This window comes from Bacillus sp. UNC438CL73TsuS30 (assembly GCF_000482325.1).
In the GTDB taxonomy this organism is placed as follows: Bacteria; Bacillota; Bacilli; order Bacillales; family Cytobacillaceae; genus Neobacillus.
The window spans coordinates 686,971-700,460 of sequence record NZ_KI535295.1 but is presented as its reverse complement, the minus strand read 5'-3'; the positions used below and the strand labels follow the sequence as shown (position 1 = coordinate 700,460).

Here is a 13,490-nt window from a genome sequence, read left to right as displayed (position 1 = left end):
AGTGGAAGAATGAAGAAATGGATTCTTACAGGAATCATGATCAGTGCTCTGGTTTTGTCTGCTTGCAGCAATAGTACCGTTATGAAATCCGATTCAGGAAATATCTCACAAGATGAATTATATCAAGCATTGAAAACAAAGTATGGAACTCAGACACTTCAAGAGCTTGCCGTTGAAAAAGTTTTGTCTAAAGAATATACCGTTACTAAATCTGCAATTGATGCAGAGGTTAAAAAAGTAAAAGAACAACTAGGTGATCAATTTCTAACCACTTTACAGCAATACGGCTACAAAGATGAGGCCGACTATAGGAACGTAGTGAAGCTAAATCTTTTAGAGGAGAAAGCGGTGTATAAAACCCTAAAAGTTACCGATCAAGAATTAAAGGATGCATACGCTAGTTACAAGCCAGAAATTCGCGCCCGTCATATTTTAGTAAACGATAAGAAAACTGCGGATGAAGTGGAAGCTAAACTCAAAAAAGGCGAAAAATTTGACGATTTGGCGAAAAAGTATTCACAAGATCCAGCAAGTTCATCAAATGGCGGTGATCTTGGGTGGTTTGGAACTGGTGAGATGGACGCGGATTTTGAAAAAGCAGCCTATGCTTTAAAACTAAAAGAAGTCAGTGACCCGGTCAAAACTCAATATGGATACCATATTATTCAATTGACAGATAAGGCAAAAAAATCATTCGCACAAATGAAAAATACGCTTACAGATCAAGTGAAAGAAACAAAGGTCACACAGGAAAAGATTGCAACTGTTTTAAAAGCTGAATTTAAAAAGGCGAATGTTAACATTTCGGATAAAGATTTGAAAAAAGCCACTGATTTCTCAGCCTTGACCAGTCAATAAAAGAAATTTCTCAATCTATAAAAATAGGAACTCTTATTTTGAATAAGAGTTCCTTCGATTAACTAAAATTGCCTTGCACCTAGATACCGAGGCTTCCAATAGGAATTATTCATATCGGAAATTTCGACTCCCTTGGATGATCCGGAATGAATAAACTTTCCATTCCCTACATAAATCCCCATATGCGAAGGACCTGATTTATACGTTTCATAATAAACAAAATCACCAACCGATAAAGAAGTTACCGGCTTCATCATGCTCCAATAACCAGCAACCGTCTGACGAGAGATAGGCTTTTGTTTTTTTATTACATAGTAAATAAAACCGCTGCAATCAAAGCCGCTTGTTGTTGTTCCTCCCCATTTATAAGGGGTTCCAATCACTGCTTTAGCATCGCGTATCAACTGATCTGAATTTAATTCTTCCACGGTAGAACTTGTGGTTTCATTCGTTTTAATCGATTGAGTGGTCATTTTACCGCTGACTTTAAGTTTTTGACCTAGTCGGATAAAATCTGTTTTCAGTCCATTTAATGACTTCAATTGGTTTACAGTTGTATGATATTTTTTAGCGATTGCTGACAGTGTATCGCCTTTTTTTACTGTATATATGTATGAAGTCGGAGTGGTGCTCGCTTTGGCAACACTTTTTCCTTTTACAGGGATATTAAGATTCTGACCGACAATGATTCGATCATTTTTTAATTTGTTCGCAGATTTTATATTAGCAACTGAAATATGATATTGCTTGGAATACTTAGATAAGGTATCTCCTTTTTTAACCTTGATACTCATGGCCATTGCTGAAGTGCTATATAAAGAAGTCCCAAATACTGTAGCTGCTACCAATGTTAAAAGTTTCTTTTTCATTTTCTCCCCCACGCTATCTATATAATCACTTTTCCAGTTTACTTACTATTTGGAGAGATTGCTAGATTATGTCGAAAATTGTTAGCTAAATGAAATAGTTTTGTAATATATTGTGGTTTATATGAAAGGTTTAGGAGAATATTTAACATTACATAAAAAAAACAGAGAGTAACTTTACTCTCCGGCAGACACTACGATCTCATATCCGTGTTGTTTAAGATCGCTTTCATATACTTCAGGTGTTACTATGTAATAGGTTTCACCATCGTTATTCGAAATAACAATTTCGCTTGGACTTTTATCAACTTGGGCCTCAATTAAATTTTCATACGGAGCACCAAGTAATTCTGTTACGTTACCAGCCATGATTACACCCCCTATTTCGAGTGATTGTAACAGAATTTTATGAAAAATGAAAGGAGAAAATAAGATTGTTATCTCCCATATCAAATGCCAATCAAAAATAGAACTGTTTATTAGCAAGCTCTATTTTTAATTTTCTCTTATTCAGAATCAGCTATTAAGAATATCCAGAAGCTTTAGATTTTGTGCCGCAGTCCCTGTGTAATTCTTTATACCATGTTGTTCTGCTAATTTTGCACGATTGGAAAAACTTGAATCTTCACCAATGGTATTGAGGTAATCAACGATATTGTCGCCCTTATAACCTTTATGTGCGGACCCCGTTTTAGACTTTCTTGCTCCTATGAACTCTTTTTTATTGTTTGTGGGCATCTAGAGCCGCTCTTGGTTACTGTGTGAACTCTTTTTTATCGTTTGCGGGCATCTAGAGCCACTCTTGGTTACCGTGTGAACTCTTTTTTATTGTTTGTGGGCATCTAGAGCCGCTCTTGGTTACCGTGTGAACTCTTTTTTATCGTTTGCGGGCATCAGAGCCAATCTTGGTTACCGTGTGAACTTTTTTTTATCGTTTGAAGGCATCTAGATCCGCTCTTGGTTACCGTGTGAACTCTTTTTTATCGTTTGCGGGCATCTAGAGCCGCTCTTGGTTACTGTGTGAACTCTTTTTTATCGTTTGAAGGCATCTAGAGCCGCTCTTGGTTACCGTGTGAACTCTTTTTTATTGTTTGTGGTCATCTAGATCCGCTCTTGGTTACCGTGTGAACTCTTTTTTATCGTTTGCGGGCATCTAGAGCCGCTCTTGGTTACTGTGTGAACTCTTTTTTATCGTTTGAAGGCATCTAGAGCGGCTCTTGGTTACCGTGTGAACTCTTTTTTATTGTTTGTGGGCATCTAGATTCGCTCTTGGTTACCGTTAGTACTCTTTTCTTTCATTTGAAGGCATTTAGAACCTTTTTCGATGACCGCAAACTCTTCTTTTTCGACCACACGGGCACTATCCCCCCCCTGATAATGCCACTCCCCTTAATGATCATAGCGCTCTGGAAAACGGCCACTGTCACGTTCTTCAAATTCGAAACTTCTATTCTATTTTTCTGCCGCCTGCAATTTTGATAATAATGGCCGGTTGTTTTCCCAAAAAACCTTAACTGGCAATCCGAAAAACTCAGTAAGCTGTTCCCCGGAGATCATTTCACTTGTACCACCCGCCGCAAAAACCTCTCCCTGTTTAAGTAACAAGGTTTTATTGAAAACAGGTAATATTTCTTCAACATGGTGGGTGACATAAATCATCGTCGGGGCATCAGAATTCTTTGAGATCAATTCAATTGATTCCAATAACTCTTCACGTGCAATAAAATCCAATCCATTCGTTGGCTCATCCAAAATTAGCAGCGAAGGTTCAGCCAGTAATGCCCGGGCAATCAGGACGCGTTGCTTTTCCCCTTGGGACAATGTTTCATAGTTTCGATTCGCATACTCAATGCAGCCAAGATTTTCAAGTAAATTAATCGCTTTTTCACGAAGCTCATCTGTAGGAGTTTCATACAAACCAATGGAAGCAAAAGCACCACTTAAAACAACCTCAAACGCATTATCGCCAGGGTGAAATTTTTCCTGTAGTGACGAAGAAACAAAACCGATTTGTTTCCGTAGCTTTTCTCCTAAATATGTCTTTCCAAATTCAAGACCGAGCACCGTAACCTTTCCGCTAGTCGGGAAGTAAAAAGCATTTAACAGTTGAAGAATAGCTGTTTTCCCTGCACCATTCAAGCCAAATAATACCCAGTGATCACCCTTTTCAATTTGCCAATTTATATTCTGTAAAATCCAGGAACCATCTCGTTTTAATGAAACATTTTCTAGATGTAAAACCATGAACAAATCCCCCCTTCTATGTAAAACATACCTCTATAATATCAAAAGATTTGAAACTTTAAAAAACAGTTTAATTTAAGCAGAAAAAAATCACATGGCGTAACCACACCATGTGAATCCATCAAGATTATGAATTTTCAAAGTGCAAACCACTGTAACTTTTTTGCTTACGTTTATAAACCATGATTGATAACAGAATGCTTACCTCATATATAATAATAAGCGGTATTGCTACCGTAAGATGCGAGATAAACTCTGGCGGAGAAATCATAGAAGCAATAATGACTAAGATTAAATACGCATATTTTCTCATTTTTACAATTCTATATGGATTGACAATCCCCAAAGTTGTTAAAAACATTAGGACAAGAGGCAATTCAAAGGCAACACCGAATGGTAAAGTCATATTGATTAAAAAGCTAAAGTATTTTTCTGCTGTAAAAGAGGTAGTCATTAAACCGTTACCCAAACGGATTAGAAACCTCATGACGTTTGGAAAAATGAAAAAGTATCCAAAAGCCAAACCTCCGATAAATAGTAAAAATAAGGATGGAATATAGGCTAAAGCAACCTTTCTTTCTAAAGGTTTTAATGCCGGTTTAACAAATATCCAAATCTGCCATGCTGCAACAGGAATCGTTCCTGCAAATGCAACAACTGTTGCAAGATGAAAATAAATCATAATGATGTCACTTGGGCCTAAAACCATAAGTTTATATCCTATATTCCCCATAAAAAAAACGTAAACCTCTTTGGAATAAATGAGTCCAAACACAAGAAAAATCAGAAAGGCTCCAGCTGATATAATTAGTCTCTTACGTAATTCATCCAAATGCTCTACTAGGTTAAGATCCTTATCTGTCAAAATAAATCGCCTTCCTTAATTTTTTCGAAATAAAAGAACCCTCAAAATTAGGAAAATTCATTTCTCTTTGCAAACATATAAAATCCAAACGTTTTTCGTATTGATAATACAATGCCCATGATCATCATATTAGAGAATAAGGAACTTCCCCCGTAGGTCAAAAAAGGAAGAGAAATACCTTTAACAGGCATTAAACCGACAACCATGCCGATATTCTGAAAAATTTGGACAGCCATACTTAATACGATTCCTGCACAAAAATAAGTGCCAAAAATGTTCTCCGATGAATGCCCAATGATAATAATTTTATAGATTAGTAGAAAAAACAGCGTGATGACAATCGATGCGATAAAAAATCCACCTTCTTCAGCAACTGTAGCAAAAATAAAATCGGTATGTTTTTCAGGTATATATACAGTACCATGCATTATCCCTTTTCCGTAAAACTCCCCGCTTCCTACTGCCAAAAGAGATCTTTTCGTTTGATAAGCCTGATCACTATTTCCGGCCGGATCTAACCAACCAATTATCCTTTCCTGCTGATGGGGCTTTAGCAACGGAATTAATTGTTTATAAATCACATCCGGATAGTAGAGAAACAAATAAATAAGCACACCAATTATAATTACAGGGATAATCACAAAGAAAGCGATCAGCCTCTTATTTAAACCAGATAGATAAAGCATGCTTCCAATGGCAATAAAGTATAAAATAACCATTCCAGTATCCGGCTGTTGGTACACAAATAGTGAGGGCGGAATTGTAACCAACATGACTTTTCCAACAAGAGTAAGATCTGATTTCAATGTTCTGTTTAGAAACTTGGTATTATGTCTAGTGATCAATCTAGCAACTAAAAGGATCAAGGAAATTTTAAAATATTCGGATGGTTGAATAGAACCTAACACGGGGATGGTAAACCATCTTTTTGCCCCAAGGATTGAGTGGGCAATCGAGTTAGGCGAATATCGCAAGAATATGATAACTAAAAATAATGCAATATAGGATGGCCATGCTAATCTTTCAATCTGATCAATATCCAGCTTGGCAACTAGGAGTAATAATGTAAACCCGATAATATAGTTAATCCCCTGTTTTAGGGCAAAATTTTGTGCTCCGTACTGTCCAGTTTGCTGACTACTATATATAAATACTAAGCTCAATATAAAGAAAGCAATTAAGATTAAGAGGATTGTTCCATCTAATCTTTTTAAATAATTTGTATCTGTTTTCATTTTTTCACCATATTTTCTTTTTACAAACACTATTTCGTTATTTTTTCATTGATAGTAAATCCGATACAAGCTGTACGGCGACGGCATCATCTAAATAACCAATTGGAAAGATGTAATCCGGAATAACGTCAACTGGCATGATGAAATATAAAAGGGCACTACCTATAATAGCCAGATGGTGTGAAGAAGCCTTCTTCGTACAAAATTGTTCAAACATTATTTTTAGATAATTAATGAATGGGCCTATTCCCCCTAATTTTTGGAGTTTCTTCTCAAAGTTAGTTAGTATGGTTTCTTTTCCTTCTTCCGTTTGCGAGAAATGTTCGTATTTCTCTAATTGTTTTTCCACACTTTCAATTGTAAATTTTTTATTATACAAGTTGGAAGATTCTAGGATTTTCTCGATATTATTCACAGTTGCATTAAGATCATCTGAATAGCCATTTTCCGTCTTTTGTTCAATTGGATAACCAGCAGCACGAAATAAATCTGCAAACGGAACTCCAAGAGAGACCGCAAATTTATTTAAATGTTCAGGTGTGGGTTTTCGTTTACCATTAACAATACGTGAAATGGTGGCAGTGTCGATTTCCGTAATCTCGCTCAACTTCCTCATGGATAAGGACTGTTGTTTTAATAAATCTTTTAACACCAACCCAATTTTGCTATTTTTTTGATCTTCAGACATGTTCTACTCCCCCATTTTCATTACCCGTTACAGAAATACATAATAAAAATTATCTTTAATTCTATTAATTAATATAGCTAAGCATTGACAATACGTCAATTACAATTATTATTTTTGACAAAACAGAAATCCATTTTTAAAAAAAGCGGTTATCGCAATAATGATAATAATGATTCCGCTAATAATGGTACCAAATTGCCCCAATGTATAGGGACCAATCCGAACGGCGGATAATTTAAAACCTAACTTAACGCCTGCCCAAACACTAATTAAACTGCCAATTGCAGCTGTTAGAGAAATAGCATGGGGCGAAAATCCAAGTAAGCCTGCACCTAAGCCATTCGTAAGTGCGTTAGATGATAAAGCAACACCAAGAAGCATGGCTTCTCCCCAGCCAATTTCGCCCGATTGGTCCACGTCGGCTAATTCTGGATTTTTGATAACCGTTTTTATACTAGTGGATTGACCGTCATATCCTTCATAATCCTTTATTGCCACGTTCTTACGGGGTGCTGCTAACAAAATAATTCTAATTCCAATAATTGAAAGCAATAATCCTCCAATTATCACTGGAAAGATGCCAGGTAGAATACGCGAAACCCAAATTCCAAAAGTAATACCAGCAAGGCTCATAAGATAACAAATAATGGCCATTAAAATATTGGCTCCAATGCCTATTCGGATCTTTCGAACACCGTAAGAAATACCTATACCTAAATTATCTATGCTTGATGCTCCTGCAAATGCCAAAATGATTAGCCAAGACAATGTAAATCACTCCTAATTTTTTTACATTGTATTACGTTCATTGACTAAATTTGTATGTCCGTTTAAAATTCGTTGACAAAAAAACAACAGCTATATTAAACCCGAGGAATCAATGTCTGCAATACGAAAAAACTAAAAGATGGACAAAAATCTTTGCGATTGAAAATAATGAATGATTCCTTAAAAAGAACAAAAATAGGCCACAGTTCCAGGAACTGTGGCCTATTTTTGTTAGCTCTGAAATTCTTTGACATCAATCTTACATTCTTCCAAAGGAATAACCTTTGTTTTCTTAATAAATTTAAAGCCTAACCAAAATATGATAAACACAGGGATGCCTAGATAAGCGGCAATAACACCCAGCCAATCGATATGCCCCGAAGTGAACCCTTGATAGTCCTGAGCAATCAGTATCGCAAAACAAAGAACGAAGGCAAAAATCGGTCCGAAAGGATACCATTTTGCACGATAGGGAAGATCCTTAATCGAATATCCTTGCGCCACAAAGGCTTTCCGGAATCGGTAATGACTGGCTGCAATACCAAGCCAAAAAATAAATGTAGTCACCCCGACTGAGTTCATTAGCCATAGATAAATCGTTCCATCCCCGACAAATGAAGCTAAAAAGGCCAACATTCCGATAATCGTTGTCGCTACCAGCGCCGCAACAGGAACACCATTTTTGTTTACCTTGGCAAAAATACGCGGTGCTTGACCGTCTTGTGCCATCGCATACATGATTCTGCTTGTTACATAGAGGCATCCATTACCGGCTGATAATACAGAAGTCAAAATGACTGCATTCATAACGGAAGCGGCAAGTGCGAGCCCAGCCTTTTTGAAAACAATCGTAAATGGGCTGGCCATAACAGTTGAGTTTTGAAGACTATCATTCGTGTAGGGTACCAGAAACGAGATGATGAGAAGAGCTAAGATATAAAATAAAAGAATTCGCCAGAAAACACTTCGAATGGCTTTCGGAATCGTTTTTACAGGATTTTCACTTTCTCCTGCAGCCACCCCAATACATTCTGTCCCGGAGAAGGAGAATCCTGCAACAAGAAATATTCCTAGTGTTCCGAGGAAACCGCCAACAAATGGTGCATCGCCTGTGGTAAAATTCTTAAACCCAACTGGCTCATGACCGTTCATGATTCCGAAAATCATTAATGTTCCAACCACGATAAAGATAATAATCGTTGCCACTTTAATAAAAGAAAACCAATACTCTCCTTCACCAAAGCCCTTAACAGATAGAACATTTAAAAAGAAGAGAAAGGCTAAAAATAACCCGCTCCATAATAGGGATGGACTATCTGGAAACCAATATTTCATCAACAGTACTGAAGCTGAAAGTTCTGCTGCGAGTGTCATTGCCCAAGAAAGCCAGTAATTCCAGCCAAATGCAAATCCAAGGGCTGGATCGATGAACCTTGTAGCATAGGTACTAATCGATCCGCTTGTCGGCATAAATGTAGCCATTTCCCCCAGGCTGGTCATAATAAAATATACCATAATACCAATAATACCGTAGGCAACTAAAACACCACCCGGTCCAGCTGAGTGGATGGCCGGTCCACTTCCAAGAAAAACACCAGTTCCGATCGTCCCCCCAAGTGCAATCATTGAAATATGGCGTGTCTTTAATTTTTGTTGAAGATTTCCAGATGGTTCGTTTTGTTTGATATCAGAAGAATATTGCAGCTGTTGATTTTCCAAATGAAGGCCCCCTTAATATGAATAGAACATATATGAATAGATTAAAAACAGGACTAATGAGGAAACAGATAATTGATTATTTGAGAAAATGATGGCCGAGACCTGCAAAATTCTCCACCATCATTTAAAGGAATTAAGCCTTTACTTCTTCCTTCTCTAAATCTTTTGGACCAAATGTTGCTTTTGGTGACCACCATAATGGTACCTTGATGCTTTCATCGGTAAGTTTACCTTTTCCGTTGGCCACATCGCGGGCAATTTCATAGCCTGCCTGTGCATGGCGGATAACCCCAATACCAGAGTCAACGGTCATGGCAACTTCAAGTCTCATATCAGACTCTGCTGTTCCATCAGCGATCATTGTTACACCGGTATGAACAGCTTCACCCATAGAGTAGTTCGCTTGAAGAGCAATCAAATCACACATACCTACAGCGTTTAATAGGCCGTTCAATACTGGCCAGTCAGAGATTAAATCCCCGCCGTCTTTCATGTTTTCAGACTCAAATGTTGGGTTCACGATTGAACCAGAATCTAAGTTGTCACGAGAGAACGCAACTGGTCCGGCAAGTTCACCTTTACGAATCATGTCATTTACTTTTAATGCGAATTTCTTACGCTGACCAAAGCCCATGTAACAAATACGAGCTGGTAAGGCTTCGATTGGAATATGTTTCATGGCAAGTTTGATCCAGCGAGTTACAAGTAGGTCATCACTGAACTCTTCAAGAATCATTTCATCGATTTTGCGCAAGTCTTCTGCTTCTCCGGATAGACATACCCAGCGGAAAGGTCCACGACCTTCACAGAATAATGGACGAATGTATTCTGCTACAAAGCCTGGAAGTCGTTTTGCTTCTTTTTCATCCATACCGGCATCGATACACTCTTTACGAATACTAGTACCATATTCGAAAGATTTAACACCAAGGTCTAAGAATCTGATTAATGCTTCCAACTCACGAATCATAGTCGCGCGGGCTTTTTCCAAATAAAGCTCACGGTTTGTATCGCGTAGTTCTTCTGCTTCTGCAACTGTGTATCCAGATGGCAGATAAGAAATAGGGTCATGGGCTGGAGTCATGGATGTAGTAATATCTGGTAACCAGCCTTTTTGAAGTACTTCTTCAAATACATCAGCCGCATTACCAACAACAGCAATCCCTAACGGCTTACCTGCAGCAGCATATTCTTGAGCCAACGCAATCGCTTCATCCAATGAATCTACTAAAACATCAATAAATTGCTTTTCGATCCGGCGGTTAATAATTTCTACGTTAGAATCACAAAGGATTGCCACACCACCGTGCATGGTCATTGCTCTTGTTTGGTTACCACCCATACCACCTGCACCGGCTGTTAATAGAATTTTACCTACAAGGGAATCATTATAATGTAAACGCGCAATCGCAGAAAGTGTTTCAAATGTTCCTTGAATAACACCTTGTGTACCGATGTATTCCCAAGGAGAAGCTGTGTAGTTAGCATAAATAGTTAAGTTTTTATCTTGAAGATCATAGAATGTTGGCCAATCAGCTTTCATAATATTTGTCGTTGCCATAACAACGGTTGGTGCATATTTATGAGTTTTGAAAACGGCAACAGGCATACCAGATTGTACAACCAATGTTTCATCGTCTTCAAGTTCTTTTAAAGATTTGACAATTGCATGGTAGGATTCCCAGTTACGAGCCGCTTTACCGATACCGCCATAGATTACTAACTCTTCCGGCTTCTCAGCATTTTCCATATTATTTTCAAGCATTCTTAGGATTGATTCCTGCCTCCAGCCCTTACAACGTAGTTCAGGTCCTCGTTGTGCTTTAACGGAATATAAAATCTCTGGTCTTGTCATCATTCATTCCTCCAAGTTGTAATTTGTTGTTTACGCTTATATATAATGCAAGTAGCGTGCCAAGTTAGTAAAATTGGGGGGATTTTTGTTTTGTTTTTTAAAAGGGCTATATATAAAGGGAAATCAACGAAAAATTACTTTTCAATTCCCTATACTGGTTCCTAAATGTTTAAACAACTGCAGATGTTTTTTGCATATAAAGGAACTCAAAAATCGACAACCGTTTTACCATTGAAATACCAAGAGCAGATAAAATTTGCACGCAAAATACTCTATGATATTTCTGGTTTTTACCTGCTTTTTTCAGTATTCCACTAACGAAAATACGAAAGGGATGGTTCCTTTACTACCATCCCTGCTGCCTATTCTATTTCAAACATTTACAAAACCTTACTTAAAAACGATTTAGTCCGCTCTTCTTGTGATTTTCAAATAATTCACTTGGAACGTTCTCTTCGACAATGAATCCGCCGTCCATAAAAATTACGTGATCGCCCACTTCCCTAGCAGAACCCATTTCGTGGGTAACAACTACCATAGTCATTCCTTCTTTCGCGAGCTGCTTCATTACCTCTAGAACCTCTCCAACCATCTCCGGATCAATTGCAAAGGTTGGTTCGTCAAATGTGGGAATAAATTAAACTGCTGAAAGACCATTCCCACCTCTGTACGAACCCTATTAATATCGGTTTTTTTGTCAGCCAAATCAATTCCTTCAATATAAATATGTCCGTCCGTAATCGTTTCCAATAAATTGATGCATCGTAAAAAGGTTGATTTCCCTGAACCGGATGGCCCAATGACCACGACAACCTCTTGAGGCTCCACTACTACATTGATATCCTTTAACACTTCGTGATTCCCAAAAGATTTTTTTAAATTTTTCACCGCGATCATGTAGTTGCCAGCCTCCTTTCAATTCTTGATAAAAAGAAGCTTAGGGTTAGTGTTAACACAAGATAAATTGCTGCCACTGTAAGATACGGTTCCCAGACACGATAATACTGCCCCTGCATTGCTTGTCCCCGGTACATCAACTCCGGCGCGGCGATTAATGCTGCCAGGGAAGAATCTTTTATTAAGACAATGAATTCATTTCCTAATGGCGGAATCATCCGTTTGAATGCCTGTGGTAAAATTACATAGCGCATTGCCTGCAAATGATTCATCCCAAGTGAACCTGGCAGCCTCCATCTGCCCCTTATCAATCGACTGAATTCCAGTACGAAAAATTTCAGCGATATATGCAGCTGAATTTAATGAAAGAGCAAAAATTGCGTAACTGTCATAGGTTTATGAGTTACGCAATTTTCTATTGTTTTTGTTATTGTTTTAATGCATTTACATCCGGATCTGATTTAAACCACTCTTGATAAATTTTCGCATATTCGCCATTTTCAAGTACTTTTGTAATCGCCTTGTCAAAGTCCGTTTTAAGCTCACTGCCTTTTGGAAACATTAACCCGTAAAATTCTTTTTCAAACGCGGTATCGTCTTTTATTATGACCAGGTTCTCATTCGGGTTATTTTTTACGTATTCTTCAACAACTGTATTATCTGCGACAACCGCATCTGCCCCGCCGCTTTTTAATTCCATAATCGCTAGATTGTTACTTTTAAATTTTTTAAGGTTCTCATTGTTTTTTCCAATTAAAGCCTCAACCGCTTCTTGACCAGTGGTCCCATTTTGTACGGCCACTTTTTTCCCTTTCAGATCTTGTGCGCTTTTAATTGGGCTGTCTTTCGGTACGAGAATTTCATTTGTTGATAAAAAGTATGGGGTAGAAAAATCATAGGTTTGTTTACGATCATCATTAATTGTGATGGCCGAAATCCCAAAATCAGCTGTTTCTCCTTTTATCTCAACGAATAATGGATCCCATCCGGTATTCACAATATTAATATTATACCCAGCTTCTTTTGCAACAACCTTGATAAAATCAAGGTCAAACCCTTTGATTTCTCCCTTATCCATGAATTCGAAAGGAGCATATTCTGCATTGGTAACAACCTTAAGTGTCTTCTTTGTTTCTTCCTTTTGTTTTTCTCCACTGCTTGTCTTATCACTCGTTCCGCAGGCTGAAAGAATGACCATTAATACTAATACCACAGATAGAAATTTAAGCGCTTTCATAAATTGCCCCCTTGTTGTTTTAAAGAAAATTTCCTATAAAATGAGTACTCTGACTATTTAAGGCATTAAAAACTTAGCATAGCAGAACTCATTCGATAAACTGTTAATTATTGGGTTTTATTACTGCAGTTAATTATGGTCATTCATGGAGTTAGTTATGGTCATTCATGAAGTTAGTTATGGTTGTTCATGGAGTTAATTATGGTCATTCATGGAGTTAGTTATGGTTGTTCATGGAATTAGTTTTTAAAAATGATG

Annotated in this window: 12 protein-coding genes and 2 pseudogenes; 1 reads left to right on the top strand and 13 read right to left on the bottom strand. The window is 37.6% G+C overall.

All coding sequences use genetic code 11. The annotated features are described in order from the left end of the window. Window positions 1-9 precede the first annotated feature (9 nt). Entirely contained in the window at window positions 10-858 is an 849-nt protein-coding gene (locus M028_RS0117195; RefSeq protein ID WP_026574958.1) for a peptidylprolyl isomerase, read from the top strand. Window positions 859-920: 62 nt separating this feature from the next. On the opposite strand, the gene M028_RS0117190 is transcribed toward M028_RS0117195, so the two are convergent. The 13 genes and pseudogenes from M028_RS0117190 to M028_RS0117125 form a co-directional block, all read right to left on the bottom strand. Next, the gene (locus M028_RS0117190; protein WP_026574957.1) at window positions 921-1,727 is read right to left on the bottom strand and encodes a C40 family peptidase; all 807 of its coding nucleotides are present in this window, start codon (window positions 1,725-1,727) and stop codon (window positions 921-923) included. 174 nt (window positions 1,728-1,901) lie between these two features. Next, window positions 1,902-2,093 (bottom strand): hypothetical protein, encoded by a 192-nt coding sequence (locus M028_RS30310; protein WP_035424183.1) that lies wholly within the window; start codon window positions 2,091-2,093, stop codon window positions 1,902-1,904. 147 nt (window positions 2,094-2,240) lie between these two features. Beyond that, complete coding sequence (locus M028_RS34090; RefSeq protein WP_026574956.1) at window positions 2,241-2,462, bottom strand: hypothetical protein; 222 nt, start codon at window positions 2,460-2,462, stop codon at window positions 2,241-2,243. A 714-nt stretch (window positions 2,463-3,176) separates the two neighbouring features. Further along, window positions 3,177-3,968: an ABC transporter ATP-binding protein gene (locus tag M028_RS0117170; protein ID WP_026574955.1), complete on the bottom strand. Its 792-nt coding sequence runs from the start codon at window positions 3,966-3,968 to the stop codon at window positions 3,177-3,179. A 127-nt stretch (window positions 3,969-4,095) separates the two neighbouring features. Further along, window positions 4,096-4,833 (bottom strand): twin-arginine translocase subunit TatC, encoded by a 738-nt coding sequence (gene tatC, locus M028_RS0117165; protein WP_026574954.1) that lies wholly within the window; start codon window positions 4,831-4,833, stop codon window positions 4,096-4,098. A gap of 47 nt (window positions 4,834-4,880) precedes the next feature. Beyond that, entirely contained in the window at window positions 4,881-6,068 is a 1,188-nt protein-coding gene (locus tag M028_RS0117160) for an FtsW/RodA/SpoVE family cell cycle protein (protein ID WP_026574953.1), read from the bottom strand. 37 nt (window positions 6,069-6,105) lie between these two features. After that, window positions 6,106-6,756 carry a DUF1232 domain-containing protein gene (locus M028_RS0117155; RefSeq protein WP_026574952.1) on the bottom strand — a complete coding sequence of 217 codons (651 nt, stop codon included), beginning with the start codon at window positions 6,754-6,756 and terminating at the stop codon, window positions 6,106-6,108. A 108-nt stretch (window positions 6,757-6,864) separates the two neighbouring features. Next, the gene (ytaF, locus tag M028_RS0117150; RefSeq protein ID WP_026574951.1) at window positions 6,865-7,524 is read right to left on the bottom strand and encodes a sporulation membrane protein YtaF; all 660 of its coding nucleotides are present in this window, start codon (window positions 7,522-7,524) and stop codon (window positions 6,865-6,867) included. A gap of 231 nt (window positions 7,525-7,755) precedes the next feature. Next, a complete protein-coding gene (locus M028_RS0117145; protein ID WP_081810834.1) occupies window positions 7,756-9,150 on the bottom strand; it encodes an amino acid permease in 1,395 nt (464 codons plus the stop codon). Window positions 9,151-9,376: 226 nt separating this feature from the next. Next, window positions 9,377-11,101, bottom strand: coding sequence for a urocanate hydratase (gene hutU / locus M028_RS0117140; RefSeq protein ID WP_026574949.1), 1,725 nt, complete (start codon window positions 11,099-11,101; stop codon window positions 9,377-9,379). A 377-nt stretch (window positions 11,102-11,478) separates the two neighbouring features. Further along, a pseudogene (locus M028_RS30305) lies at window positions 11,479-11,995 on the bottom strand (amino acid ABC transporter ATP-binding protein). Continuing rightward, window positions 11,992-12,373: pseudogene (locus tag M028_RS30300) on the bottom strand (amino acid ABC transporter permease); the annotation flags it as partial. The pseudogenes M028_RS30305 and M028_RS30300, both read right to left, overlap by 4 nt. A gap of 49 nt (window positions 12,374-12,422) precedes the next feature. Beyond that, window positions 12,423-13,232 (bottom strand): basic amino acid ABC transporter substrate-binding protein, encoded by an 810-nt coding sequence (locus M028_RS0117125; protein WP_026574948.1) that lies wholly within the window; start codon window positions 13,230-13,232, stop codon window positions 12,423-12,425. Between the last annotated feature and the right edge of the window lie 258 nt (window positions 13,233-13,490).

Bases quoted from the DNA above. Each gene is read 5' to 3' on its own strand.
- M028_RS34090 (WP_026574956.1), bottom strand. From the start codon at position 2,462: ATGCCCACAAACAATAAAAAAGAGTTCATAGGAGCAAGAAAGTCTAAA.
- M028_RS0117125 (WP_026574948.1), bottom strand. From the start codon at position 13,232: ATGAAAGCGCTTAAATTTCTATCTGTGGTATTAGTATTAATGGTCATT.
- M028_RS30310 (WP_035424183.1), bottom strand. From the start codon at position 2,093: ATGGCTGGTAACGTAACAGAATTACTTGGTGCTCCGTATGAAAATTTA.
- M028_RS0117170 (WP_026574955.1), bottom strand. From the start codon at position 3,968: ATGGTTTTACATCTAGAAAATGTTTCATTAAAACGAGATGGTTCCTGG.
- M028_RS0117190 (WP_026574957.1), bottom strand. From the start codon at position 1,727: ATGAAAAAGAAACTTTTAACATTGGTAGCAGCTACAGTATTTGGGACT.
- hutU (WP_026574949.1), bottom strand. From the start codon at position 11,101: ATGATGACAAGACCAGAGATTTTATATTCCGTTAAAGCACAACGAGGA.
- M028_RS0117160 (WP_026574953.1), bottom strand. From the start codon at position 6,068: ATGAAAACAGATACAAATTATTTAAAAAGATTAGATGGAACAATCCTC.
- M028_RS0117155 (WP_026574952.1), bottom strand. From the start codon at position 6,756: ATGTCTGAAGATCAAAAAAATAGCAAAATTGGGTTGGTGTTAAAAGAT.
- M028_RS0117145 (WP_081810834.1), bottom strand. From the start codon at position 9,150: ATGATTGCACTTGGGGGGACGATCGGAACTGGTGTTTTTCTTGGAAGT.
- M028_RS0117195 (WP_026574958.1), top strand. From the start codon at position 10: ATGAAGAAATGGATTCTTACAGGAATCATGATCAGTGCTCTGGTTTTG.